Here is a 25,323-nt window from a genome sequence, read left to right on the forward strand (position 1 = left end):
GATATTTTGTGCTTAGATTTTGAAGAATTTGATAAAAAAAGCTCCATTATGGAGCTTTTTTTCATCTGTTTAATTAATTGTCGTCGTAAGCTAAGCCTTTCCAGTCTTCTCGCTGTAAGTACTTCAGCATTAAAAAGAAGATGAACCATGCAAGTCCAGCTAAGATCCAAATTAGTGTTTCATAGTGGAAAATGATTTTATGTAAGTATCCCAAAATACCCAATAGACCTAATATCAGTAGATTAGTTATTGCTTTTGAATTGGATTGACTAGCCTTCGAAAACGGATAGCTTTTGACAATAAAAAGCATAATCAGAATACTTTCGATACCGCCAATAGCGGAAGATAATAGCAGATCATTAATAGAACTGAGACCAAATAGTGGTACACAGATAGAAAGAAACAGAATGTTGAACGGTAAAACATATTTGATAAGACATGCTTTAAGAACTCCAGTCATCAGTTGTCCTGGTTTTTGTATGGGAGTCACATGGTAGACCCAGGCCGCTTTATATTTATTACTTTGCGTAATAAGCTGGAAAACGGTTAGTATGGTTAATAACGAAAGATAAAACATAATTATATACAAGCCTGAATCACGAAGCTTCGCTATTTTGCCAGCTATTGGGAGATCATCTCCTGTACGTAGAAATAAAAAAACGAAATAAATAGGTAAATAAGCCAACGAAGGGTATAGCTGTTGCTTAAATTCTCTCGTTTTAGAACTTATCAGCCATACAATGCTAAATCCTGCCTCTTCAACCGGGGATGAGCAAACCTTCGAGGAAATTCTTTTATATAAAGGTAATTGGGATGGATTATTTCGAGTTAATTGTGAAGCTTCATCAGGAAGGCTATCGGCGGTTGCAAGTGCAGCTATTTTCGCATTAAATCCACGTGAAAATAGCTTAGTACAAGCGTAAATACCAGCAAGAGGAGTTAGTATTCCTAATGTTGATAAGACGACCATATGTACACTGTGGCTGCCAAAGAGTAATGGTTGAAATGATGCAATCCAGGTACTTGGGAATATCCAAAGAAATCTGAGTTGTTCCATCGTTAAATGAGATTCTACAATAGATTGAATCAAATTAGGGCCAACATAATAGGATAGGAAAAGAACCAGTGAGAGACCGATCTGTATATAAGTAATTACATCTTTAAACTTTTGTATGGGGAGATATTTGATGCTAATCAGATAAAATCCGTTGACAAATATCAGCGCGATCAATGTGCTTAGTATAAGCTGCAGACATAAAAGAAGGACGGAGACGATATCCCAATTGAAAGATACATAAATAAGCACAGGTAAGGTTAACGCAATTACTTGATTAAAAAGCTTGATTGAAATAAAAGTTATTCGGGAAATAGCTAAAGTCTTATCATTAACTGGTCTGGGCATAATGATATACTGATCCCGAGTATCTAATAGTATGGGCGAAAAATCGGACACCAGTGTAATACTTAACATGCTAATGAAACTGAGTAGCATGATCGAAATGGCTAAGTACCTATCTGGAATCGACAAAATAATGACCATGAATATCAGGCCAAAGATGAGATACAATAAGAATTGTAAAATCGATGACGACGAAGATGATTTTCCCGAGCTACGTTTGCGAAAGCTAATAGGCTTTCGATTATCTAGGATTATTTTGGTTTGTAAGATGATCTTAAACTGTTCATAATTGATGCCTAAGCCTTTCCAAACCCCACGAAAAAGAAGGATAAATTTTAAGATAAATTTTTCCATGTTATTGAATTGCTGTAATGATATTGGAAGCGTCCAATGCGCTGCTGCCCGTATTGGTTAATTTAGCAAATATATGCTCCAATGATTCGTTAGGATCTGTTTTTAGTTCCTCAATCGTACCATCCGCAATGATGCTCCCCTGGTTTATCAGTAAGATTCGATCAGATACTTTTTCAACAACGTCCATCATATGTGAACAATAGAAAATTGTTTTCCCTTCTTTTGCAAGTAATGAGATAAGTTCTTTAACAAAGATAACAGCATTAGCATCGAGTCCAGATAATGGTTCATCCAGCACGATAATTTGTGGGTTATGAATAATTCCTGAAATTAAAAGTACTTTTTGACGCATTCCTTTGGAGAAGGTATCCATCCTATTATTTACATTAGATTCAAGGCCAAACGCCGCTAACAGTTTTAAGGAACGTTCCTGAATGACTTTATCTTCCATTCCATAGAGTTTACCTACAAAATCCAGGTATTCCATGGGAGTCAGTACATCATATAATTCTGCGTTTTCGGGAACATATCCCAATAATGCTTTTACTGCAAGTGGATCTTTTTGAATATTGATGCCATTTATTTCTACAGTGCCTGTGAAGTCCTCGATAAGTCCTGTTAATATTTTAACAGTAGTGGATTTGCCGGCACCATTTGGGCCAATATATCCGATAACTTGACCTGGGAATATGTCGAGGTTGATTCCTTTCAATATTTCTTTTTCTCCGTATGATTTTTTTAGGTCAACAATCCGGATGAGAGGTAATATACTTTCCATATCATTATAATCTTCAAAGTAAACTTACATAAAAAATTGGAGTTATAGTTTCCAATTGAAAAGTATATGATTCCTAATTTTGAGAAGAAAGTCTTTATTTTAATCCATGGAAAAGGGACCTTCCGGTCCCTTCAAAAACTATGTTATTTTCGGAAAAACTATCTATCGTTTTTAGGATATCCCTCTTCATCGAGATCATCTCTCAAATCTTCTTCGTTCTCGGCTAATTTCTTGTCCAAAGGAGATAAACGTTCATGATCAAAAGTCTCGATTCGCATGTTAGCATTATCTAGATCTTCCTCTTTGAGTTCATCTTGTGTTGCATACTCATCTCCGACAAAAGGATTAGAGTCATCGTATGTTGAATCATCATCAATTGCACCTTCAGCTACTGTATCGTAGTCAGCCGGGTGATCGTAGTCTGGATCGTTGTCATCGACATCCATTTCATAACTGTCAAGTTCTTCATTAAAAGCAAGGTCCTGCTCTTTATCTGGATAGTCTTCTTCGACTTTCCCATTTTTACTTTCTTTTTTCGACATAATCCTGCTAATTTTTATTTATCTGTAAAACAGTTCCCGTAAAAAAAAGTTTTTGATTTATCTGTGAAAGCGAATGTTCCAGTGCCACTAGGAGGTCAGGAATGTGAAGATTCTTTTGGAAAGATAAAAATCCAAAAAATGGTTAAAGCAGTAAAACAATATAATTATATGTTTGTTTTATTTTAAAATAGGAATTATGATCTTCAAGCGTTTAAATTATCAGACTTTACAGAGTTTACGCCTACAAGGCTACAATATTTTATTGACCATTGGTCGGGCTGAAGATGAGAACCCAATTTATTTCCCAATGAAATTGGAATCTTTTAATTCCAGTGGCTCAAATTTTGACAGTCATGATGCAGGGACCTTTCAAGGAAAGAAGATTCTTATTTTGGATGAAGCCATTCAACGCTCTTTAAATCACGATCTTAATGGTGTAATCCAACTCGACAATTAAGCACTATTTTTAGCTCTTTTATAAGAGCTGGGTGTAATATTTCTTTTCTTCTTATAGAAATTGGTTAGGTGACTTTCATCATTAAATCCGAGTTCTTCTACAATTTGTTTCATCGTGTATCTATTGGATGCTAGTCGCTCCTCAATTAGTTTAATACGAATATCGTCTATATACACTTTGTAGCTTTTTGAATATCTTTTTTTAAAAAAGGCCCCAAAATAATTTGCTGAAATTTGGAACTGATCTGCAATCGACTTGATTTGTAATTTATCCGGGAAATAGATATTTTGCTGTATGTATTGCTCGATCTCTTGAGACAATTCATAAGACTCGTTAATAGGTAGCTCCAGATCTGTCAATATATTTTCTACTAAAGCGAAAAGGGACATTGTCTGGTGGAATATAAAAATTGATGCCGCTTCATCTTCACTCTCATATTGTTGAATTAGCGAGATTACCCGCTCGATCAGTTTTTTATTTTCCTTTTTAAGGGATAGGCTCTTATTTAACAATGTCTTCGAGTTAAAGATATCAACCGGGTTGTGAGTAAGTCTAAAATTTTGTTGTATAAAGTGCAGATCTTTAAAGTAGGAGTTGGAGAAATAGAGTACAAATGCAGTTGTATCTTTTTTTGTCTCAAGTGTTTCGAAATCTTTATTCAAAAAAAGTAAATTCTCTTTGGAAAATTTTAAATTATTCCCTTTCGATACGAGTGTGCCTTCGGCTATATAAACTAACGCAAAATCAAAACCCGTTTTATTGAGTTCTAATTTTTCTTTATGCTTGATTTTTTGAGATTCGAAAGATAAATTCATCATATGTACAGAGTCTATTGGAATAATCGCTACAAACCTAAGAAAAATGGATTAAAGACCTTGCTATTTCCTCTTTTAAACCGGCATGTAATACAGTTGCGTATTCACCATAAAATAAATCATTCGTTATTTTAAACGATTATCAGGTGCTTTTTGCATTTCTGGTCATCTGTTCAATAGCATCCCATTGATCTTCAGGAATAATATCCAATCCATTGAACTCACCTGCTCCCTTAAGCCACTCGCCGCCATCTATCGTGATAACATCACCGTTGATATAACTGGCGTAATCGGATACCAGATAGGCCGCGAGGTTGGCCAATTCCTCCAGTTTGCCCAAGCGGCCCAAGGGGATACGTTTGGCAGGCGAGAGAAGTTCGCCTAATTCACCTGGAAGTAGCCGTTCCATGGCACCTGAAGTTTGGAATGGACCCGGAGCTATAGCATTGAGTCTTATCCCTTTTTTTCCCCATTCAACGGCTAACGATCGAGTTAATGCAAGAACTCCGGCTTTAGCTGTTGCAGAAGGAACAACGTAGCCAGAACCCGTCCAAGCATAGGTTGTGACGATACTTAGTATAGCTTTATTATGTTCGTTGGCCTCAATCCAACGCTTGCCCAGTGCTAGGGTATAGTTTATACTACCTTGGAGAACGATACCAATAACAGATTCGAAGGCGCGGTGGCTTAAACGTTCGGTAGGGGAGATAAAATTTCCGGCAGCATTGTTTATGAGTATATCTATCCCGCCAAAATGTTCATATCCAAAGGAAACGACGCGCTCGACATCCTCATAATTTCGGACATCTCCAGCTACTGCAAGACATTTCGCCTGATATTTTTCCGACAATTCGTTCGCTGTATGCTGTATAACATCATCTTTACGGCTCGTGATCAGGCAAGAGGCGCCAAGCTCGAGAAAGTAATCTGTCATGGCTTTTCCGAGGCCTGTACCACCACCCGTAATCAAAATTCGTTTTCCTGTTAACGCGTTTTCCTTTAACATACCCATATGCTGTCCAGTTTTTATGTATCCTTAAGTTACACAAATTTGGGATAAAATAAAAGCCAAGGCCAGCGGTGAAAAATAGTTCGGGAATAAATGAAGGAAGAGATATAAACAAAAACAGGAGCCATTCGAAGAATAGCTCCTGTTTTAAAAATTTCCAATTCTGGTAATAGAATAAATTATGCTTATGCGCCCAATTGTACGCGTTTGAAAGCAGTTACAGTTAATCCTTTGGAAACTGAATCTAAGAATTGAGCGATGTTTTTAGAAGAATCTTTTACGAATTCTTGGTTTAACAAAGTTGTGTCTTTGAAGAATTTATTCAATTTACCTTGAGCGATTTTCTCAGCCATTTCAGCAGGTTTACCTTCAGCAATGATTTGCTCTTTAGCAATAGCGATTTCACGCTCGATTGTGTTTTGATCAACACCATCTTTGTCAATTGCGATAGGGTTCATTGCGGCAATTTGCATTGCTACATCTTTACCTGCTTCTTCAGCACCAGCAGCATCAGCAGAAAGACCTACTAATACACCTAAACGGTAGTTACCGTGAATATAAGCGATAACCTTTTCAGCAGTGATAGTTTCGTATTTAGAAACGTCAATTTTCTCGCCAATTACACCAGTTTGCTCGATTAATAAATCAGCGATGTTTTTGCCATCAAGTTCCAAACCTTTTAATTCTTCCAAAGAAGCAGGTTTACTGTTTAATGCAACGTCTGCAATTTTTTCAGCGAAAGCAACGAAGTCTGCGTTTTTAGCTACGAAGTCAGTTTCACAATTAACTTCAACTACGATACCTGATTTACCATCAGCAGTAGCTTTAGCGATGATAACACCTTCGTTAGAGTCGCGATCTTGACGGCTAGCAGCTACTTTAGCGCCTTTTTTACGCAAGTAATCTACAGCAGCTTCAAAGTCACCATTAGACTCAACTAAAGCTTTTTTACAATCCATCATACCAGCGCCAGTTTGTTGACGCAATTTGTTCACATCTGATGCAGAAATTTGTACTGACATGTTTATTTCTTTTTATTATTATTTACGACTGAAATTTGTACAATATTAACTTAAAACATGTTAAGCTAATATGAAGTTTAACATTTCTTGATAAACGAGTATTGTTAAACCAAAAAACCGGACAGAGAGGCTAGTTCAAGAAAAGTAAACTTTTCCAGAAACTAACGCTACGCCATCCGGTTTGGAATAAAAATATTATTCTCCGTCTTTCGCTTTGCGAGGACGTTTAGCTTCTGAAGCATCACTATTATCAACTTTTGCTTTAGCAGCAGCAGCATCTTTTTCAGCTTCTTCTTCTTTGTCGCGTTTGCGCTCGTCCAAACCTTCTTGGATTGCTTGACCAATGATACCGGCGATTAAACTAATAGATTTACTAGCGTCATCATTTGCTGGGATTGGGAAATCAATGTTTGAAGGATCAGAGTTTGTATCTACCATTGCAAAAGTAGGGATGTTCAATTTCATTGCTTCAGAAACAGCGATGTGTTCTTTTTTCACATCGATGATGAATAAAGCAGCTGGTAAACGGTTCAAATCAGCGATACCTCCTAAAAGGTTTTCTAATTTGATACGCTCACGTTGAATCATCAACTTCTCTTTTTTAGACAATACATCATATGTACCATCTTTTTGCATTTTGTCAATGTTAGACATTTTTTTGATAGACTTACGAACTGTAGCGAAGTTTGTAAGCATACCACCTAACCAACGCTCAGTTACAAAAGGCATATTAACCTCTTTTGCTTGTTGTGCGATGATCTCTTTTGCTTGTTTTTTCGTAGCGACGAATAAAACTTTGCGACCTGATTTTACGATTTGTTTGATAGCTGAAGCAGCTTCTTCTAATTTCGTAAGAGTTTTGTTCAAGTCAATGATGTGGATACCGTTGCGTTCCATGAAAATGTACTTAGCCATTTTCGGATCCCATTTACGTGTAAGGTGACCAAAGTGCACACCTGCATCCAATAAATCTTGATAAGTAGTTCTTGCCATTTTTTGATCCTCCTTTGATTAACGTTTACTGAATTGGAATCTTCTACGAGCTTTACGACGTCCTGGTTTCTTACGTTCAACCATGCGGTCATCACGTGTTACTAAACCTTTAGCGCGTAATGCAGGTTTAACTTCTGGGTTAAGCTCAACCAAAGCTTTTGCGATCGCTAAGCGAACAGCTTCTGCTTGACCTTTAACACCACCTCCGTTAACGTTTACTTTTACATCAAAGTTTGCTAATTCACCAGCTACGTTCAATGACTGTGTAGCGATGTATTGCAAAGGTAATGTTGGGAAATACTCTTTGTAGTCTTTACCGTTTATGATAATGTTTCCGCTACCAGCAGTTAAGTAAATGCGGGCAACAGCAGTTTTTCTTCTTCCTGAAGTGTTAGTTGTTGACATGACGATTCTCCTTAAAATTTAACTGGTTTTGGATTTTGTGCTTCATGCTTGTGCTCAGTACCAGCATAAACGTAAAGGTTTTTAAACAATTGACGACCTAAACGGTTTTTAGGAAGCATACCACGAACAGCTTTTTCAATAATGCGTTCAGGAAATTTAGCCATTAACTCTTTAGGAGAAACGAAACGTTGACCACCTGGGTATCCAGTGTAGCGTACGTAAACTTTGTCGCCTAATTTGTTTCCTGTCAATTTAATTTTGTCTGCATTGATAACAATCACGTTATCTCCACAGTCTACGTGTGGGGTGAATGTAGGCTTATGCTTACCACGAATTACTTTCGCGATGTTGCTCGCCAAACGCCCCAAAATCTCTCCTTCAGCGTCAACAACGATCCACTCTTTGTTAACGGTGTTCTTGTTGGCAGAGACAGTTTTGTAACTTAACGTATTCACTTGCTTTTGTTTAAATAATTTATTAAAAAATTTTTCTTCCCCTTATCTCAAGGGTCTGCAAAGGTACATCTATTATTCTATATTTTAAAATCTATTTTGCTTATTTTGTTGAAAACGAGTTGAATTTCAAGCGAGCCCCACTAATCTCAATATTTTTACAACTTCCTCGAATGAATATTGTTACATTAGTTAGTATATTGCAGGAAGAATTTTTAAATTATTATAGCGGAAGTAGATGAGATTGAATTTTTTAGATAAACGATTTTTTTTAAGTTTTATTGGTTTACTCCTAGTAGCACTGGGCTCATTAAAGGCACAATCTTCGGATAATAAGCCTAAACCTTACGATGCACGACTCAAAAACGTACAGGAAATATTGAAGCAAGGAAAAATTGGCCCCGGGATGGATTCTTTGGATGCTATAATCGCAGATTACCCACAAGCCGATGACATCTATTTTACAAAGGCAATTCTTCTTGCGCAGATGAGAAATCAAGATGGAGCGATCGAAGCTATAAAAGAAGCGCTGAATATTCAGTCGAAGCCGGAATATCTAAGTTTTGCTGTAGATGCATTTAAAAGTAAAAACGACGCGGATAGTGCTTTAATCTATCTCGATAAGTTGATAGATCGAGATGACAATAATACTGCCTCACTAAAACGGGAGCGTATCATGCTCCTTTTCAATGGTGGGTACAAGGATGTGGCTTTGGAGTATTTCTATAAAACCAAAGAGATCGCTGTCGCTTCTGATACATTGGACATGGTTGGCAGTGTGTTGTTAAATGATGCCGGTAATTATAAGGCTGTCATTGATCTTTTGAAGCCCTGGGCAGACAAAGGGACTTCGCTGGCTCAAGTGTATGGACAATTAGCGCAAGCCTATAATCTTTCCAAAAACTCGAAGCTTGCATTGGACTACATTAATAAAGGAATTCAGACGACAAAAGAGGATTTTCTTTATTTCGATTTGGCTGATCTCTATCGATTTGATAAAAAGCTGAAATTATCTTTCGATGCACTTAAGCAAGGATTTCAATCTAAGAAAGTTGATTTTGCAGATAAGAATCGGATTATAATGACCTTGTTGAATCCGAAAGGTCCCTATACAAAAGACCAACTTTTGGAATTGGTGAATATCTTGGTTGAAGTTCATCCACGTATTGCCGAAAGCCATATGGCAAAGGGACAAGTGTTATGGTTGAGAGACGATAAGTCCGCTGCTCAAAGTTCACTAGCGGTAGCCGTGAGTATGAACCCCTACCAGATCGATGCTTGGCGGATGCTGATGAGTTTGGATATGGACAAAGGTGAATTTGATCAAGCCATTGCACATGGTGGGGAAGCGTTACACTATGTGGCCAATAATGCGACCATACTCTATTTTACGAGTATGGCCTATTTGATGAAAAAAGACATGGAAAATAGCCGAAAGTTTATGGAGGCTGCACTTAATAATGCACAGGATGAATCGCCTTTTCTACAAGCAAATATTTATGGGGGATTAGGTGATATTTATAATTCACTTCAGATGTATAAAGCCTCTGACGCGGCTTACATCGAAGCTATTCGATTGGATAGTACAAATGTGACGGCGATGAACAATTTAGCATACTATTTGTCGTTAAGAAAAGAACGACTTGATGAAGCTACAAAGTATGCCGCAATGGCGACGAAATTGCAGCCCAATAATGGAACTTTTGAAGATACCTATGCTTGGGTACTTTTTGCAAATGGAAAATATGATGACGCACTAGTATGGATTCAAAAAGCGTTAAAAAATACAAATCCGCAAACGGCGGTATTACTGGAACACTATGGCGACATTTTGATTAAGTTAGGGAAAACAACGGATGCCGTTAAGCAGTGGAACCTCGCTTTAGAAAAGGGAGCTGATACGGAGGAGGGTAAGCTGAAATTGAAAAAGAAGATTGAGACTAAAAGCTATGTGGAATAAAATTGTTTGGGTTAGTGCTGTTGTGTTGCTGCTTTCTTCTTGTAGTTCTAAGAAGAAACTACTAAAAGGTGCTGACCTTAAAGCTGAAAACGAGTTGACCATAAAAGATAATACAAGGGAGGCGAAAAAGAATAGCTTACGTGATCTTTTTTTGACCAATTTGAATTATTCTACTTTTTCTGGAAAAGCGAAGATGCGTCTCGATCTTGGGAAGGACAATTATGATGTCACTTCTACTATTCGAATAGAGAAAGATAAAAGGATCTGGATTTCCATTTCTGCTACACTGGGTATAGAGGTTGCCCGGGTATTGATCACTCCAGACAGTGTACAAATTTTAAATAAGTTTCAGAGCGAATATATGGTTAAGCCATTTGACTACCTATATCGTTTTGCCAGTCCGGATTTAACTTTCGGAAATCTACAGGATTTGTTGCTAGCCAATCTTTCGGTGAATCTATTGTCCGATATTGATCAGGTTAATTTTAAACAGGACTCGATGTCTGTCCAGTTGGATGGCAAACTGAATGAACTAGATTTTTTATATAAGTTAAATAATAACAATAGGCCTTATCAGTTTAGATTAGCGCAACTTTCAAAAAAACAATTGCTGGAGGCCAATTACGGTGAATATGCCATGGCCTCTGGACAAGAATTTCCGATGCTTTTAAAAATGATCATTTCTGATGGTCGTCAAGAGATAAAAACAGAGATAAATTTTAACAAAGTGACTTTTAATGAACCAGTCGAAATGCCTTTTTCAGTATCGTCACGTTACAAAGTAATCCGATGAGAAGCTGTCTATTTCCTTTAGATTTATTACTTTCGCAATTAGTTTGCTAAAGTATGGGGTGAATTAATAGGATAGAAAGATGGCAAACACAAAAAAATAGTACTGTAAATGAACTTTAAAAAGACAATACTTGGTATAGCTGCTTTCCTATTCATGATTGGGATTTCATCGGCGCAGACTAGGGCTGAACTTGAAAAACAGCGTGAGAAACTCAATCGTGAAATTGCTGAATTACAGAATACGGTCAAAGAGATTGCAAAGGAAAAATCACTTACTCAACAACAAGTGACAGCATTGAGTAAGCAGATTAATTTGCGCGAGCAGAAGATAAATACCATTACTTCGGAAGTAGCTGTAATTAACAAACATATCAATTCCAATACCGCTGCCGTAAATAAGTTAAAGGCCGAATTGGAGAAGATGAAACGTGACTATGAGAAGATGGTGATGTTTGCGTTCAGAAACCGGAATGCCTATAATAAATTGATGTTTATTTTTGCATCCAAGGATTTTAATCAGGGGTTCCGACGGGTTAAGTACTTACAACAGTTTAACGATTCTAGAAAGCTGAAAGCCGCCGATATCGAAAATACAAAGAAACAGATTGAACAAAAAATTGCTCAATTGCAGGCGGACCGAAACAAACAGGTTGCCTTGATGAAAGAGCAGGAAAATGAGAAAAAAACCATATCTCAACAGCGATCTGTTTATTCTGGACAATTGAGTGAATTGATTGTTACAGAGCGCGGCGTGAAGAAAGATATTACCCAAAAGCAAAAAGAGGAGCGTCGTATTAATGCGGCCATCAAGGAGATCATTAGAAGAGAAATTGAGGCTGAACGTCGACGAGCTGAGGCGGCGCGTCGTGCTGCGGAAGCTGCTGCTGAACGGAATCGCAAAGCGAATGAGTCCACATCAACTACAAAGGGTAAGAACAATACAAAAACGAGTACTTCGAAGATGTCAGAATCTGAGGTGCTCCGTAGTACACCAGAAGCAGTTAAACTTTCAAATGACTTCAGATCTAACCGCGGTAGTTTACCTTGGCCTGTTTCCAATGCGAAGATCATGCAAGATTTTGGAGGGGAAAGTGTCGGAAGAAATGTCAATGTGGAACATATATCCGTGAAAATACAAACTTCTAGTGGTGCGGCTGTGAAAGCTGTTTTCGCAGGAGAGGTAAGTAGTGTTTTAACAATGTATGGTCAACGTATCATAATGATTAAACATGGTGAGTACTATACTGTCTACAATAATATGGGAAGTGTAAGTGTTTCTAAAGGGCAAAAAGTAAGCACGGGTCAAACTATAGGAACGGCGGATGTGGACTCCGATACAGGTGTGCCAATGGTTGACTTCTCTGTTTATCAAGGGTCAACACCACTGAATCCGATGTCATGGTTGGCGAGATAAGAAATAATTACTATATTTAATAATTATCATTACATTTGTAAATAGAGAGAGAAGTTTTAGTTTAAAAGAATTGAAAAACAAGAAATTATAGTTATGTCAACATCATTATTAATCATGGGAATCGGGGGGCAAGAGTTAATTGTCATTGTAGTAATATTGTTACTATTATTTGGTGGCAAGAAGATTCCTGAATTGATGCGCGGATTGGGTAAAGGAGTAAAGGAATTTAAAGAAGGCCAAAAAGATGAGTCTTCACCTGAAAAAAAATCTGAAGTAGAAGATAACAAATAAGGGAGGTTTTGATCCCATATAGCATGGATACGATTTTGTGAAGAACAAAATCGTATTTTGTTTTATACGCGACCTATAGCGAAATAGGACGAAAACCATTTTATACTAAAATCCATTTCTAATCGTTTAGATTATTGTTGATTTTTCAGTAGATGAATCAAACTCGGATTTAACAGTAAATTTATGATCGGAAAACAGACGTTAATTTCAATACTAGGAGGGGTATGCTATGTACTACCACTCATGGCCCAAGAAAGCGCTGTAGAAGGTATGAAAGAAGCTGCCCATACCTTCTTTCAAAAAAGCATCGAAAAAGAAAAACAAGAGATTTACCAGTACCTGGACAGTATAAAATCTTCCGGAAGTAACCGACAGCATGATGCTGAAATTACAGATGAAGATATACAGCTTGTACGGAAATTAAAGGCAATAGAACGTGAGGTTCCATTGGACTACTCACCACGAGTGAAAGATCTGATTGCCAAATACACGTCGGATAATTATAATCCCTATATGTGTAGGATGATGGGACTAGGACAATACTATTTCCCATTGTTTGATAAAATCATGGATGAAGTAGGAGTGCCGCGGGAACTCAAATATCTAAGTGTAGTCGAATCATCATTAAATCCACGTGATATCTCTAGTGCCGGAGCAACAGGATTATGGCAATTGATGTATTATGAAGCCAAAACTTATCATCTTACGGTGGACAGTTATACCGACCAACGTATGGATCCGATCGCTTCGAGCTATGCTATTGCAAAAATCCTAAAAGAAGCTTATGATGAATATGGCGATTGGTTGTTAGCGATAGCATCCTATAATGGCGGTAAAGGAGCGGTTAGCCGTGCGATCCAACGTTCGGGAAAGGAGAATGCTACTTTTTGGGATATCGCTCCATATCTAACGCAACAGACCCAAAACTATATCCCTAAGTTCATCGCAATGACCTATGCGATGAAATACGCAGACGAAAATGATATCAATGCTGCGGATACCGAACTTTCACTGAGAACTCAAGCATTGGATATCAATAAGCGTATTTCATTGAACCAAATAGCGGATGCTTTACAGGTGTCAAAAGAGACATTACGTGCATTGAATCCTAGTTTTAAAAGAAATGTGTTAAATGGCACTGAAGAGTCCCCATTGCGATTAGTTTTACCTGTATTGGATAAAAAGATTGCCGCAGAGGAATTGTATGCAGCGCTCAATACGCCAATATCTTCGGCAAATCCTAGTCAGACAGAAAATCCAAGCGAGCCTTTACAGAATGGGAAATATAAAGTGAAAGTTGGTGAGACATTCGCTTCCATTGCTGACAAGTTTGAAGTAACCGTACAGGATATAAAATCTTGGAATAACCTGCGTGGAAATCAGATTGTCCCTGGACAAAACTTACTGATAAAAAAGGAGGATGATTTCGTCAATGCGAAATTAGCTCGTAACACAGAAAGGTCTTCAAAGAAAAACCAACAACGTGCCGCTAGCGCCACGCGTACAGCTTACTATGTCGTTAAGAAAGGTGATACATTATCTGAGATCGCAGATAAAAATGGCACATCAGTCGGTCGACTTAAAAGTGAAAATGATTTAAATGGAAGCCGGATAAAACCGGGGATGAAATTGAAAGTCTCAAAAAAATAACAGCATGGTTTAAATTAACCATGCTGCATCTTCTTCTTTGTCAAATTCTTCAAGAGTAACGGTAACATGTTCTCTTAATATCGTTGAAAGCTTCGTACCATAGTAGTCACTAAATATAGGGAACTTATGGTGGCTTCTATCAATTAATACAGCCGTTCTCATTTTCTTCAATGGAACGTTTAAGAATACACCTAGTCCATAGGCTAAGGCTCTACCACTATTCAGTACATCATCGACTAAGATGATGGTCTTATCTTTTGCAATATCAACAGGTATGTCTGTGCTTGCACTCAACGATCTACTCGTTTTCTTCATAGTAACTTTAATCAGCAGGATTTCCTTCGTTGAAATCTCCTGTAAAATCGCCTGAAGGCGTTGTGCAAATACATAACCCCGGTCAGCAATTCCTACCAATACAAGTGTTTCATCTTCAAAATTGTCTTCCAAAATTTGATAGGCAATCCGAATAGATTTTTGTTTTATTTGTTCTTTATTTAAGATGAGCGTTTTCTTTGAAGACATAATAGTATTCCAATGATTATAGGGTAAAAATAGGATATTATATTGTATAAAAAAAGTCCAAAACGAGTTAAACGCTTTGGACTTTTCGAGACTGAATCAATCTTATTAATTCAATTTATTATCTTTTTCCGCTTTTAATATTTCTGCTGTAAGCGATCTATTATCTTCTGGTAAACGACCACCATTGTAATAATAACGTCGCCAGTATGGCTCATCTAAATTGCTAATCATAACTCCTTTACTGGACGAGGCATGTGCAAACTTATTATCGCCGATATAAACACCTACATGGGTAATACTTTTACTTCTAATTTTGAAGAATACCAAATCACCTGCTTTTAGCTCATTTTTTTCGACAGTTTTGACTTGAGAATATTGATTTCTGCTATTATATCCTAACGAAGTGTTAAATACTTTGTCGTATAATTCATAAGAAAATTTAGAACAATCAATGCCTCTTTTTGAATCTCCTCCTAAGCGGTATGGAGTTCCCAACCATTCGTAAACAAATTGATAAAGTTTGGTATTTGTTGTTGCTGAGACTGCAACTCCCATGATTTGTGAAAAGTATTCTTTCGCTAGATTATCAGGATCTGATTCTGGTTTGGAGTTTCTGTTGGTTTGTGCCTGCGACACTAGACATAAGCCGATAAATAGCATTGACGCTATAAATTTCTTTGTTTTCATTAAATCGCTTTTTTGTACAACATTTAACTTTTAAAAATTTAACACTGTCATCTATTTTGGACAGCACTGTTGCGAATATAATACAATATCAGTTTAGGGTCAAATTTATTTTAAGGTATTTAACGAAATTTTAACAATTTTAACATCTTCATAACGCCCATTTGGGCATATTGTACTTTAATAATTCTGTCAACGATCAACTACAGTGCCTCGACCACCTGTTCGAGTAAAAAACGGTCCCCTAATGTTAGAATGCCACTTGATTATATGTCTCATTGTAAATCTTAAAAAAAATATTAATTTTCTTTGGTAAAGTGATAATATTTGTTCTATATTTACAAAACATAAGCAAAAGCAATGAACACAAATACAATTATTACATCGATTATTATTACCACCGGGATAAAACTCAGGAGGAAGTAGTTTCGTTGTATATAATTGTAGACACAATATTTAGAAGCGCTTTCCTCGACAAAGGAAAGCGCTTCTTTTTTAGCATAAAAATCATCAATCTAAACAAACAGTATAAAACAGTATGAAAGTTTTAAAATTTGGAGGCACATCGGTCGGGACGGTAGAAAGTCTAAAGGCGGTCTTAAGCATTGTAAAAAAATCTTACGATGCAAAGGAAAAACCATTGGTTGTGTTGTCAGCTATGTCAGGTGTAACAAACTTACTTACCCAACTGGCGGAGGACGCTGCCGAAGGAAAGTCCTTTTCGGATGGTCTAAAGTCCTTGGAAGATAAGCATTTTACGGTTGTCAAAGAGCTCTTGGCTGTGAAATATCAAAATCCTGTATTTACAAAGCTAAAGTTGTTTTTTAATGAGATAGAAGATCTCCTGCAAGGAATTTCTGCACTAAAGGAGCTGAGTAATCAAAGTAAAGATTTGATCCTTAGCTACGGTGAGCGTTGCTCAAATTATATGGTATCTAAGGTGATGGAACAATATATTCCCGAGTCTCTATTTGTAGATGCATCCCATTATGTGAAAACTGATTCAAATTTTGGTAATGCACATTTAAATGAAATGCTAACGGAGCAATTGGTGAAATCATTGTATATCACGCATGGTGATAAACTACTGTTTGTCACCGGTTTTATCGGAAGTAATGAAAATGGACGTATTACCACCTTGGGAAGAGGTGGATCAGATTATACCGCAGCGATCTTCGGGTCGATACTGGACGCAACAGCCATTGAAATTTGGACAGATGTGAATGGGATGTTAACTGCCGATCCACGTATTGTGAAGAAAGCGTTTTCCTTGCCTGTATTATCATACACAGAGGCAATGGAGTTATCTTACTTCGGTGCTAAGGTGATTTATCCTCCAACGATGATTCCGGCTTTCTTAAAGAAAATACCGATAGTTATTCGAAATACTTTTGAGCCTGATTTTTCAGGGACAGTGATTCAGTTTGATAGTGGAAAAACTGCGCTGCCAATCAAGGGGATTTCTTCGATCTCGGATATTTCTGTCATCAACCTGAGTGGATCAGGGATGATCGGTAAATCGGGTTTTAGCGGGCGGCTTTTTACGCTATTGGCTCGAGAGCAGATCAATGTTGTGCTAATCACGCAATCATCTTCCGAACACAGCATCACATTTGCTGTCAATCCATCGGATGCCAAACGCGCTATACAATTGATCGAAGTGGAGTTTGAGCTTGAAATCCAGGCAAATAAACTGGTCGTTCCTGCGATCGAAGAAAACCTGTCGGTCTTAGCTATCGTTGGTGAAAATATGAAAAAAACTCCCGGCATGGCCGGTCGGTTATTTGCAGCATTAGGACGCAACGGTATCAACGTCCGTGCTATTGCACAGGGATCATCCGAATACAATATATCTGTAATTATTGGTAAAGAAGATTTAGCGAAGGCACTTAATGCCGTACATGATGCGTTTTTTGCAGAGCTAAAGAAAACGCTGCATGTATTTAATATCGGTACCGGTAACATTGGTGCAACTTTATTTAAACAATTGGAAAATCAACATGACTTCCTATTGGATAAAAATGATATCGAAATTAAAGTTGTTGGAATTTCCAATAGCCGTAAAATGCTTTTCAATACCGAAGGTGTTGATTTAAATAATTGGTCGGATGAACTTGCTAAAAATGGAACTGAATCAGACCTGGCATTGTTTATAGATCGAATGAAAGCGCTGAATTTGCCGAACTGTGTATTTATCGATAATACTGCAAGCAAATTACCTGCAACCTACTACGAAGATATCTTTAAATCCAATATTTCAATCGTCACCTGCAATAAAATTGCGAATTCAGGTAAATTCGAGCAATATAAAACATTACGCGATACTGCTCATCGACACGGTGTAGATTTCTTTTATGAAACAAATGTAGGTGCAGGATTGCCTATCGTCAGGGTGCTCAAAGACTTGATGCTGAGCGGTGACCGTATTCTGAAGATAGAGGCTATTCTTTCAGGGACAATCTCGTATATTTTCAACAATTTTAAAGCAGATGCTTCTTTTTATGATATCGTCAAACAGGCTCAGGAGCTGGGATACACCGAGCCAGATCCAAGGGATGATTTAGGTGGTGTAGATTTTATGCGTAAAATGCTCATCCTGGCGAGAGATGCGGGGTATGCTGTTGAGGCCGAAGATGTAGACCTCGGTGCAATATTACCTCCAGCATGTTTGAAAGCAGATACAGTAGATTCTTTTTATACAGAATTGCAACAGGAAAATGAATATTTCGAAGCAATGAAGAAGAAAGCAGCCAATGAAAATAAAGTAATCCGCTACATCGGGAAATTGGAAAATGGAAAGGTATCCATTGCGATTCAGTTTGTTGATGAAAACCATCCTTTTTATGCTTTATCAGGCAGCGATAACATTATATCGTTTACAACAGAGCGTTATAAAGAACGTCCCCTTGTCGTAAAAGGTCCTGGTGCGGGAGCTGAGGTGACAGCTGCCGGTGTATTTGCAGATTTGGTAAATGTCGGAGCATAAAAACTATTCAAGGAAAATAAAAATTACGTGATGGCCAATAATTTAAATGTGGAGTATCTGAAAGATAAGGTGATAAATTTAGACAGCATGCTGTCGGAAGTTCGTGTTTTTGCACCTGCAACTGTCGCAAATATGATCTGCGGTTTTGATATATTGGGTTTTGCTGTTGAGCAACCCGGTGATGAGGTGGTGATGCGACGTACGCAACAACCTGGAGTAACGATTCGGGAAATAACTGGAGACGATGGAAGACTGCCGCTCGATCCCGGTAAGAACACCGTATCTGCCTGTGTGCAATATCTATTACAAGCCCTGAATATCTCATCAAAGGTAGGTGTCGAAATCGAATTGCATAAACATATGCCAATTGGATCTGGACTAGGTTCCAGCGCAGCAAGCACCGTAGCTGGGCTTTTTGCCATCAATACCATGCTCGGAAACCCTTTGACAAAAGAAGAATTATTACCATTTTGTGTTGAAGGTGAGCGTTTGGCTTGCGGTACAGGCCACGCCGATAATGTTGCTCCAGCGCTTTATGGAGGCATCACATTAATCCGGGGAAATGAACCTTTGGATGTTATTTCTATCCCTTCCCCAAAAGAACTCGTAGCAGCAGTGGTTTTTCCACAGGTCGATGTTCCCACACGTGACGCAAGACAACTCATAAAGGATAAAGTGCTGTTGAAAGACGCCGTGACACAATGGGGAAATATCGCGGGATTGGTCGCTGCATTGTTCAAAGAAGATTACGATCTCATTGCACGAAGCATGAAAGATATCCTCATTGAACCAACACGTGCAATTTTAATTCCCCAGTTTTATGAAATGAAGGAGATTGCTTTGAAAAATGGTGCCTTGAGTTTTGGTATTTCTGGCTCAGGCCCCTCTGTCGTTGCAATAACACGGGACGAAAAAATAGCAAAGGATATCGCCGACAAAATTCAAACTCATCTCAAAGAAAATGAAATTGACAGTTTTGGCTATGTTTCCCGTGTCAATGTCGAAGGACCCAGGGTTTTAGATTAAAAATTATTTACGGACAGAAACGAGGTTTATAAATCTCAGGTCAATTGATAATTGGCTCAGAAAAGATAATAAAATGAAATATCCGCATTCTAAAGTGAATACGAATCAAAATAACAGGATATTTTATATGGCCTTGACAAAATTATTTACATATGAAATTTTATAGTACAAATAATAAAACATTAGAAGTCTCCTTTAAAGATGCGGTCTTCAATTCTCTCCCTGCAGACAAAGGATTGTATATGCCTGAAGAGATTCCACAATTGGACCCGCTATTCATTAAGAATATTCAACAGTATTCCTTGCAGGAGATTGCTTTCGAAGTAGCTTCTACACTATTGGGAAAAGATATTCCCAAAGGCGATTTAAAACAGATTGTGAACGATGCCATCAATTTTGATGCTCCTGTAAGATTCTTGACCGACAGCACGGCTGTGCTCGAACTATTTCATGGGCCGTCTTATGCTTTTAAAGATTTCGGAGCTCGGTTTATGAGCAGGGTTATGGGCTATTTTTCAAAGACTGACGATAAATTACTGGACGTGCTTGTTGCGACGTCAGGCGATACAGGAGGAGCTGTTGCATTGGGCTTTTTGGGCGTAGAAGGAACACGTGTGACGATCTTATATCCTAAAGGTAAAGTCTCGGAAGTTCAGGAACTACAATTGACCACCAATGGACAAAATATTCGTGCTATTGAAGTTGAAGGAACTTTTGATGATTGTCAGGCATTAGTAAAGCAAGCTTTTAGTGATGCAGAACTCAATGCTGTATTGCGTTTGACCTCCGCTAATTCAATCAATATAGCACGGCTGATCCCACAGACATTTTATTATTTTTATGCGTATGCACAATTGAAGTCACAAGGAATCAATGAGGTCGTGTTTACAGTGCCGAGTGGTAATTTTGGTAATATCGGGGCTGGTTTATTGGCCTATAAAATGGGACTTCCAGTGAAGCATTTTGTAGCTGCAACAAACGTCAATGATACCGTTCCTCGATTCCTTTCTTCCGGCAAATATGAACCATTGCCTTCTGTTCAAACCTTAAGCAATGCCATGGATGTTGGGAATCCCAGCAACTGGGTGCGTATACAGGATCTTTTTGGCGGAAATGTGGAGGAATTAAAAAATATGCTCTCTTCTTATACATTTACAGATGAAGAAACAAAAGAAGGAATGCAAAAATTATATGAAGAATCGAACTATATCGCCTGTCCGCATACAGCAATCGCCTGGCTTGGCGCTCGTGCTTATGCAAAGGAGCATCCAGGTCATTACGCTTCGGTTTTCTTATCGACAGCACATCCCTGCAAATTCCCCGACGCAATAGCAGCAGATGTATTTGGAAAAATAGTGTTGCCTGCCGGTGCAGAAACATTGCAAGGAAAAGAAAAATTAGCGGAACTTTTAAAAGTTGATTTCGAAGCCTTCAAAAAATATTTAATCAACCATAACTAAACGTTGAGGGCTCCTTTAGGAGCCCTTTTTTATACCAAGATAAGTATCAATATAATTCTTTAATTCAAGTTTTTTATCCTTATCTAAGATTAAGTCATAGATGGGGATAGGTTGCTCTCGCCCAAATCTTATGAAATCTCCATTTTCTTCCGTCAATGAACTTAACCATGCACTGACATCAATGGTATTTTTTATCGGGTGCATATCAAATAATCGGAGATTGGCACCTGAAACAAACGCTACAATTTTCCAATCTTTTATGACTTTGTCATCAAGCACAGTTTTTTTGTCCAGGTATTTTATAAGATTTACGGACGCCCCCTTGGTGCAACTCAAAATGAGATGTGTGCCATACTTTTTTACAATAAGTTCTGGACTGTTGTTCTGAACAAAATTAATGAAGTCTTGATTTTGAAATTTCGGATCTTTTACTGCAAAGAAAAGCATGCTGTATTGAAATCCTTCAGAATAATAGTTGGTTAGTTGCATTTTCTGGTCCGAGGGAATGCGTGCCAATGCATCTGTTTCCGTTGTAACGAGTTGCTCCCCGTAATGATCAAATTGTATTCTCAGACTTCTCAATAGTCCCTCCTTATTAATATCTTCGCTAAATGCACCACCACTTGAAAAGCCCGTTGTTCTAGAAATATAGGAAGACTCCTTTAATTTTTCGGTATCAATGATTTTTGCACGTAGCCCCTTATTGACAAAAAGTAGGTTTTCTTTTGCATCATATCCATAGCCTACCATAAAATATGGTTCAGCTTTAATTGCTTGGCTGACTTTCATTTCTGTTTTTTCAAATCTAGACAACTCGACAAGCTCAAGATCTTCCTCATTTTTAATTGTGAGTTCAGAATCTGATTTTTTACACGAAAAAAGCGAACAAATAAATGTTGTGGTTAATAATAAGTGTTTTAAATTCATTTTGTAAATATACAAGAATAATTGTTTCATTTATTTTTTGACAAATAAAGAAGCAGGGTTTTACAATTAATACGTTAATTTTGCAACAATGAAATCAGTTTATTTGAATAAGGGTAAGGATAAAGCTGCCTGGCAATTGCATCCTTGGGTATTTTCTGGAGCAATTAAATCATTGTCCGATAAGATTGAAGATGGCGAAGTTGTTGGCGTTTACAATGCTGAACGTGAATTTATTGCCTATGGTCTATTTCACAATAGCTCGCGTGTAGCCATTCGTTTATTGGAATGGAACCCTCAAGCACAGATTGATGCAGATTGGTGGCGTGCACGCGTTCAGAAGGCTGTAGCAGCAAGACAGCATCTGTTGCAAGAAGGTGTCACCAATACGGTTCGTTTAATCTTTGCTGAAGCAGATTTTCTTCCTGGACTTATTGCAGACAAATACGCGGATTTTATATCCATTCAGGTTCATTCAGTTGGGGTGGAAAAAGTCAAATCAGTTATTATCGATGAATTGAATGCTTTGCTGCAACCCAAAGGAATTTATGAGCGTAGTGATCTGAAATCTCGCGAACATGAAGGTTTACCTGATACCAATGGGCTTTTGTTTGGAGAACTTCCATCTGAATTTGTCGACGTTATCGAAAATGGCATTCATTATAAGGTGAACATTATTGATGGACAAAAATCGGGATTTTATTGCGACCAACGTGAAAATCGCCAGCTGACGGCCAATTACGTTTCAAATAAACGCGTCCTAGATTGTTTTTGCTATTCCGGTGGTTTTACGTTAAATAGCTTGAAAAGTGGGGCGGCAGAAGTTATATCTGTAGATAGTTCTGCACTGGCTATTGAAACCCTGGAAAAGAATATTATTGAAAATGGTTTTGAACTTAGTCGACATAGCGCAATATTGTCTGATGTAAACAAGCAATTGCGTAAATTCATTGATGAAGGGGAAAAATTTGATCTTATTGTCTTGGATCCACCGAAATATGCACCCTCTCGATCTGCATTGGAAAGAGCGTCAAGGGCGTATAAAGACCTCAATCGCCGCGGATTGATGTTGTTAAATAGTGGTGGTTTATTAGCGACATTTTCTTGCTCAGGTGCGATGGACATGGATACGTTCAAACAAGTGCTCGCTTGGGCTGCACTGGATGCCGGTAAGGAAATTCAGTTTATCAGACAATTTCATCAGCCTGAAGATCATCCTGTCCGGGCATCGTTCCCAGAAGGCGAGTATCTGAAAGGATTGTTGGTGCGCGTATTGTAATTATTATATGAAGATAGTTTAGGTTGATTTTAACAAATCAACCTTTTTAATTTTTGAACAACGTCATGATACAAGAGAAGACGAGTAGACCTATTTTTTCTATTTTGTTTGCCGTGAGCATGGTGCATCTTTTGAACGATATGATTCAGGGAGTGATACCGGCAACCTATCCCTTGCTCAAAGAAGAGCATCATCTAAGCTTTTCTCAGGTTGGGATGATTACAATGGTTTATCAGATAGCAGCTTCAATATTCCAGCCCGTTGTAGGCTCATTTACGGACAAACATCCTGTACCATACTCTCAGATCATTGGGATGTCTTTTTCCCTTCTCGGTATGCTTTTGTTTTCGAAAGCACATAGTTATGAATGGATCTTATTTTCTGTTTTTCTGGTCGGGATTGGTTCTTCAATCTTTCACCCTGAATCTTCTCGTGTAGCTTATATGGCATCGGGAGGGAGAAGAAGTATGGCACAATCTATTTTTCAGATTGGAGGAAATGCAGGGACCGCAATGGCCCCAATCATTGTCGCTTTTTTGGTATTACCGAGAGGGCAGCAGGCGATCGCCTGGATGTGCTTATTTACGATTCTTGGCCAATTTATATCTTATTATATTGGTAGTTGGTATAAAAAGAGACTTCAAAGCTTTGCCAAATCAACGAAGAAAACAATACGCGTGCCTGATCTACCCAATAGCCGAATCGTCGTGACCGTTGTTATACTCCTCTTACTGATTGTTTCAAAATACTTCTATATAGCAAGTATTACAAACTATTTCCAGTTTTATACCATCAAGAAATTTGGGATTAATGAAGTGGAAGCACAAGTCTATCTATTTTATTTTCTGATAGCTGTTGCGGTGGGAACATTACTGGGCGGAGTATTCGGGGACCGATTTGGTCGCAAATATGTCATTTGGTTCTCCGTCTTGGGCGTTGCACCATTTGCATTAGCATTACCCTATGTCGGACTTACGATGACGGGAATACTAATCGTGATTATTGGATTGATTTTATCATCAGCTTTTCCAGCAATTATTGTTTATGCACAAGAACTATTGCCTAAGAAGTTGGGCATGGTTTCAGGTTTATTTTACGGCTTTGCATTTGGAATGGGAGGGATTGGATCCGCTGTACTTGGCTGGCAGGCAGATCATACGTCCATCGAGTTTATTTATCACCTATGTTCCTACTTGCCATTGATGGGTATTGTGGCTTATTTTCTTCCCAATCTACAAAAAACACCTTACAAAGAAATCTAGATTTGGCATATAGGCGCATGTTAAACAAGAAAGAGCGGATTTCAATAAAATATCCGCTCTTTTTTGTTATTATTTAATGCAGTCCATCCAGGCTGAGGCCATCATCTGTGCGCCGGCAAGGGTAGGGTGTACACCATCTGCTGCCCAGTAGGCACCAGGAGCATTCTTTTGGGCATTGTCGAATATTTTTTGATAGGGAATTAGAATTGCGCCAAATTCTTTGGCGACCTCACGAGCGGATTCTTGGTAGGCCAAAAATTTTGGATACCACGCTTCAGTAATGTGACCTACGCCCTTTACTGCAAAAGGTTCTCCAATGATCAATTTGACGTTTGGAAGCTTTTGTAATGTCTCCTGTAGTAACTGTTGGTATTGGGATTTATACTCCTCAACCGTTGTCTGTGCTCCGCGGTCGATTGTTCGCCAGAAATCGTTCACACCGATCAAAATACTCAATACAGTGGGTTTTATTGCCAGTGTATCCTCCTGCCAGCGCTTTTGAAGATCGGGCACACGATTTCCACTAATACCTGTATTATATACCTTTAGTTTTTTTGCCGAATATTTATTTAAGAGCTGGCTGGCAGCCAATAGAGCATAACCATGTCCAAGTGCTGCGGTATCATTGGCATTTCTATTGTTTCTATCTCGGCCCACATCCGTAATGGAATCGCCCTGAAATAAAATGATGTCGTCGTTATTTAAACTGATTTTTGAGGAACTGGCGGTGGATTCGTGAGCGAATACATCGTTTCCCAGTATATTGGCACCAGTCAATAGACCGGAACCAATAATGCTTTTTTTGATAAATGATCTGCGGTTTGTGTTCATTATTAGGTTTTTGTTA

Annotated in this window: 24 protein-coding genes; 11 read left to right on the forward strand and 13 right to left on the reverse strand. The window is 38.1% G+C overall.

The annotated features are described in order from the left end of the window. Positions 1-73: 73 nt before the first annotated feature. The 3 genes from B3600_RS11885 to B3600_RS11895 all read right to left on the reverse strand — a co-directional run bounded on the left by B3600_RS11885 (position 74) and on the right by B3600_RS11895 (position 3,073). The gene (locus B3600_RS11885) at positions 74-1,753 is read right to left on the reverse strand and encodes a hypothetical protein (protein WP_286753105.1); all 1,680 of its coding nucleotides are present in this window, start codon (positions 1,751-1,753) and stop codon (positions 74-76) included. 1 nt (position 1,754) lies between these two features. Beyond that, positions 1,755-2,531, reverse strand: a complete 777-nt coding sequence (locus B3600_RS11890; protein ID WP_070563110.1) for an ABC transporter ATP-binding protein — start codon at positions 2,529-2,531, stop codon at positions 1,755-1,757. A 158-nt stretch (positions 2,532-2,689) separates the two neighbouring features. Beyond that, positions 2,690-3,073 carry a hypothetical protein gene (locus tag B3600_RS11895; RefSeq protein WP_070563107.1) on the reverse strand — a complete coding sequence of 128 codons (384 nt, stop codon included), beginning with the start codon at positions 3,071-3,073 and terminating at the stop codon, positions 2,690-2,692. A gap of 196 nt (positions 3,074-3,269) precedes the next feature. Here B3600_RS11895 and B3600_RS11900 point away from each other — a divergent pair, with 196 nt between their 5' ends. Then, entirely contained in the window at positions 3,270-3,530 is a 261-nt protein-coding gene (locus B3600_RS11900; RefSeq protein WP_286753106.1) for a hypothetical protein, read from the forward strand. Here B3600_RS11900 and B3600_RS11905 read toward each other — a convergent pair. The 6 genes from B3600_RS11905 to rplM form a co-directional block, all read right to left on the reverse strand. Next, positions 3,527-4,348, reverse strand: coding sequence for a helix-turn-helix domain-containing protein (locus tag B3600_RS11905; protein WP_083295829.1), 822 nt, complete (start codon positions 4,346-4,348; stop codon positions 3,527-3,529). The two genes, B3600_RS11900 and B3600_RS11905, sit on opposite strands and share 4 nt — an antisense overlap. A 139-nt stretch (positions 4,349-4,487) precedes the next feature. After that, entirely contained in the window at positions 4,488-5,351 is an 864-nt protein-coding gene (locus B3600_RS11910; RefSeq protein ID WP_286753236.1) for an SDR family oxidoreductase, read from the reverse strand. A 188-nt stretch (positions 5,352-5,539) separates the two neighbouring features. Further along, complete coding sequence (gene tsf / locus B3600_RS11915) at positions 5,540-6,376, reverse strand: translation elongation factor Ts (RefSeq protein ID WP_070563096.1); 837 nt, start codon at positions 6,374-6,376, stop codon at positions 5,540-5,542. A 195-nt stretch (positions 6,377-6,571) separates the two neighbouring features. Beyond that, the gene (gene rpsB / locus B3600_RS11920; RefSeq protein ID WP_070563093.1) at positions 6,572-7,369 is read right to left on the reverse strand and encodes a 30S ribosomal protein S2; all 798 of its coding nucleotides are present in this window, start codon (positions 7,367-7,369) and stop codon (positions 6,572-6,574) included. Between the two features lie 18 nt (positions 7,370-7,387). Continuing rightward, complete coding sequence (gene rpsI, locus B3600_RS11925) at positions 7,388-7,774, reverse strand: 30S ribosomal protein S9 (RefSeq protein ID WP_070563091.1); 387 nt, start codon at positions 7,772-7,774, stop codon at positions 7,388-7,390. A gap of 11 nt (positions 7,775-7,785) precedes the next feature. After that, entirely contained in the window at positions 7,786-8,229 is a 444-nt protein-coding gene (gene rplM, locus B3600_RS11930; RefSeq protein ID WP_046671993.1) for a 50S ribosomal protein L13, read from the reverse strand. Between the two features lie 235 nt (positions 8,230-8,464). On the opposite strand from rplM, the gene B3600_RS11935 reads away from it, so the two are divergent. The 5 genes from B3600_RS11935 to B3600_RS11955 all read left to right on the forward strand — a co-directional run bounded on the left by B3600_RS11935 (position 8,465) and on the right by B3600_RS11955 (position 14,333). Next, the gene (locus tag B3600_RS11935; protein ID WP_286753107.1) at positions 8,465-10,186 is read left to right on the forward strand and encodes a tetratricopeptide repeat protein; all 1,722 of its coding nucleotides are present in this window, start codon (positions 8,465-8,467) and stop codon (positions 10,184-10,186) included. After that, complete coding sequence (locus B3600_RS11940) at positions 10,176-10,979, forward strand: DUF4292 domain-containing protein (RefSeq protein ID WP_070563085.1); 804 nt, start codon at positions 10,176-10,178, stop codon at positions 10,977-10,979. The genes B3600_RS11935 and B3600_RS11940 overlap by 11 nt, the downstream gene beginning before the upstream one ends. 108 nt (positions 10,980-11,087) lie before the next feature. After that, positions 11,088-12,392, forward strand: coding sequence for a murein hydrolase activator EnvC family protein (locus B3600_RS11945; protein WP_286753108.1), 1,305 nt, complete (start codon positions 11,088-11,090; stop codon positions 12,390-12,392). 93 nt (positions 12,393-12,485) lie between these two features. Then, positions 12,486-12,683, forward strand: coding sequence for a twin-arginine translocase TatA/TatE family subunit (gene tatA, locus B3600_RS11950; protein WP_046671996.1), 198 nt, complete (start codon positions 12,486-12,488; stop codon positions 12,681-12,683). 183 nt (positions 12,684-12,866) lie between these two features. Beyond that, entirely contained in the window at positions 12,867-14,333 is a 1,467-nt protein-coding gene (locus tag B3600_RS11955) for a LysM peptidoglycan-binding domain-containing protein (RefSeq protein WP_286753109.1), read from the forward strand. A gap of 9 nt (positions 14,334-14,342) precedes the next feature. Here the strand turns inward: B3600_RS11955 and B3600_RS11960 are convergent, their stop codons facing one another. Both B3600_RS11960 and B3600_RS11965 read right to left on the reverse strand, forming a co-directional pair. Then, complete coding sequence (locus B3600_RS11960; RefSeq protein ID WP_070563077.1) at positions 14,343-14,855, reverse strand: phosphoribosyltransferase family protein; 513 nt, start codon at positions 14,853-14,855, stop codon at positions 14,343-14,345. A gap of 105 nt (positions 14,856-14,960) precedes the next feature. Then, complete coding sequence (locus tag B3600_RS11965; RefSeq protein WP_046671999.1) at positions 14,961-15,542, reverse strand: C40 family peptidase; 582 nt, start codon at positions 15,540-15,542, stop codon at positions 14,961-14,963. A 535-nt stretch (positions 15,543-16,077) separates the two neighbouring features. On the opposite strand from B3600_RS11965, the gene thrA reads away from it, so the two are divergent. The 3 genes from thrA to thrC all read left to right on the forward strand — a co-directional run bounded on the left by thrA (position 16,078) and on the right by thrC (position 21,011). Then, positions 16,078-18,525, forward strand: a complete 2,448-nt coding sequence (gene thrA, locus B3600_RS11970) for a bifunctional aspartate kinase/homoserine dehydrogenase I (protein WP_070563074.1) — start codon at positions 16,078-16,080, stop codon at positions 18,523-18,525. Between the two features lie 87 nt (positions 18,526-18,612). Further along, positions 18,613-19,551 carry a homoserine kinase gene (locus tag B3600_RS11975; protein ID WP_046672011.1) on the forward strand — a complete coding sequence of 313 codons (939 nt, stop codon included), beginning with the start codon at positions 18,613-18,615 and terminating at the stop codon, positions 19,549-19,551. 152 nt (positions 19,552-19,703) lie between these two features. Further along, entirely contained in the window at positions 19,704-21,011 is a 1,308-nt protein-coding gene (thrC, locus tag B3600_RS11980) for a threonine synthase (RefSeq protein WP_115046666.1), read from the forward strand. Between the two features lie 15 nt (positions 21,012-21,026). Here thrC and B3600_RS11985 read toward each other — a convergent pair whose 3' ends face one another. Next, positions 21,027-21,800, reverse strand: a complete 774-nt coding sequence (locus B3600_RS11985) for a hypothetical protein (RefSeq protein ID WP_139144922.1) — start codon at positions 21,798-21,800, stop codon at positions 21,027-21,029. Between the two features lie 226 nt (positions 21,801-22,026). Between B3600_RS11985 and B3600_RS11990 the strand changes: the two genes are divergently transcribed. Together B3600_RS11990 and B3600_RS11995 are read left to right on the forward strand one after the other, a co-directional pair. Then, a complete protein-coding gene (locus tag B3600_RS11990) occupies positions 22,027-23,214 on the forward strand; it encodes a class I SAM-dependent rRNA methyltransferase (protein ID WP_070563065.1) in 1,188 nt (395 codons plus the stop codon). A gap of 65 nt (positions 23,215-23,279) precedes the next feature. Continuing rightward, positions 23,280-24,476 carry an MFS transporter gene (locus tag B3600_RS11995; protein WP_286753110.1) on the forward strand — a complete coding sequence of 399 codons (1,197 nt, stop codon included), beginning with the start codon at positions 23,280-23,282 and terminating at the stop codon, positions 24,474-24,476. A 69-nt stretch (positions 24,477-24,545) separates the two neighbouring features. Here the strand turns inward: B3600_RS11995 and B3600_RS12000 are convergent, their stop codons facing one another. Then, positions 24,546-25,307, reverse strand: coding sequence for an SGNH/GDSL hydrolase family protein (locus B3600_RS12000; RefSeq protein WP_115046669.1), 762 nt, complete (start codon positions 25,305-25,307; stop codon positions 24,546-24,548). Between the last annotated feature and the right edge of the window lie 16 nt (positions 25,308-25,323).

Source organism: Sphingobacterium sp. UBA2480 (genome assembly GCF_002341965.1).
GTDB classification, from domain to species: domain Bacteria; phylum Bacteroidota; class Bacteroidia; order Sphingobacteriales; family Sphingobacteriaceae; genus Sphingobacterium; species Sphingobacterium multivorum.

Bases quoted from the DNA above. Each gene is read 5' to 3' on its own strand.
- B3600_RS11945 (WP_286753108.1), top strand. From the start codon at position 11,088: ATGAACTTTAAAAAGACAATACTTGGTATAGCTGCTTTCCTATTCATG.
- B3600_RS11885 (WP_286753105.1), bottom strand. From the start codon at position 1,753: ATGGAAAAATTTATCTTAAAATTTATCCTTCTTTTTCGTGGGGTTTGG.
- B3600_RS11955 (WP_286753109.1), top strand. From the start codon at position 12,867: ATGATCGGAAAACAGACGTTAATTTCAATACTAGGAGGGGTATGCTAT.
- B3600_RS11935 (WP_286753107.1), top strand. From the start codon at position 8,465: ATGAGATTGAATTTTTTAGATAAACGATTTTTTTTAAGTTTTATTGGT.
- B3600_RS11960 (WP_070563077.1), bottom strand. From the start codon at position 14,855: ATGTCTTCAAAGAAAACGCTCATCTTAAATAAAGAACAAATAAAACAA.
- B3600_RS11995 (WP_286753110.1), top strand. From the start codon at position 23,280: ATGATACAAGAGAAGACGAGTAGACCTATTTTTTCTATTTTGTTTGCC.
- tsf (WP_070563096.1), bottom strand. From the start codon at position 6,376: ATGTCAGTACAAATTTCTGCATCAGATGTGAACAAATTGCGTCAACAA.
- B3600_RS11975 (WP_046672011.1), top strand. From the start codon at position 18,613: ATGCTGTCGGAAGTTCGTGTTTTTGCACCTGCAACTGTCGCAAATATG.
- thrA (WP_070563074.1), top strand. From the start codon at position 16,078: ATGAAAGTTTTAAAATTTGGAGGCACATCGGTCGGGACGGTAGAAAGT.
- B3600_RS11895 (WP_070563107.1), bottom strand. From the start codon at position 3,073: ATGTCGAAAAAAGAAAGTAAAAATGGGAAAGTCGAAGAAGACTATCCA.
- B3600_RS11900 (WP_286753106.1), top strand. From the start codon at position 3,270: ATGATCTTCAAGCGTTTAAATTATCAGACTTTACAGAGTTTACGCCTA.
- B3600_RS11985 (WP_139144922.1), bottom strand. From the start codon at position 21,800: ATGAAAGTCAGCCAAGCAATTAAAGCTGAACCATATTTTATGGTAGGC.
- B3600_RS11990 (WP_070563065.1), top strand. From the start codon at position 22,027: ATGAAATCAGTTTATTTGAATAAGGGTAAGGATAAAGCTGCCTGGCAA.
- B3600_RS11890 (WP_070563110.1), bottom strand. From the start codon at position 2,531: ATGGAAAGTATATTACCTCTCATCCGGATTGTTGACCTAAAAAAATCA.
- B3600_RS11910 (WP_286753236.1), bottom strand. From the start codon at position 5,351: ATGTTAAAGGAAAACGCGTTAACAGGAAAACGAATTTTGATTACGGGT.
- B3600_RS11905 (WP_083295829.1), bottom strand. From the start codon at position 4,348: ATGATGAATTTATCTTTCGAATCTCAAAAAATCAAGCATAAAGAAAAA.
- B3600_RS12000 (WP_115046669.1), bottom strand. From the start codon at position 25,307: ATGAACACAAACCGCAGATCATTTATCAAAAAAAGCATTATTGGTTCC.
- rpsI (WP_070563091.1), bottom strand. From the start codon at position 7,774: ATGTCAACAACTAACACTTCAGGAAGAAGAAAAACTGCTGTTGCCCGC.
- tatA (WP_046671996.1), top strand. From the start codon at position 12,486: ATGTCAACATCATTATTAATCATGGGAATCGGGGGGCAAGAGTTAATT.
- rpsB (WP_070563093.1), bottom strand. From the start codon at position 7,369: ATGGCAAGAACTACTTATCAAGATTTATTGGATGCAGGTGTGCACTTT.
- thrC (WP_115046666.1), top strand. From the start codon at position 19,704: ATGAAATTTTATAGTACAAATAATAAAACATTAGAAGTCTCCTTTAAA.
- B3600_RS11965 (WP_046671999.1), bottom strand. From the start codon at position 15,542: ATGAAAACAAAGAAATTTATAGCGTCAATGCTATTTATCGGCTTATGT.
- B3600_RS11940 (WP_070563085.1), top strand. From the start codon at position 10,176: ATGTGGAATAAAATTGTTTGGGTTAGTGCTGTTGTGTTGCTGCTTTCT.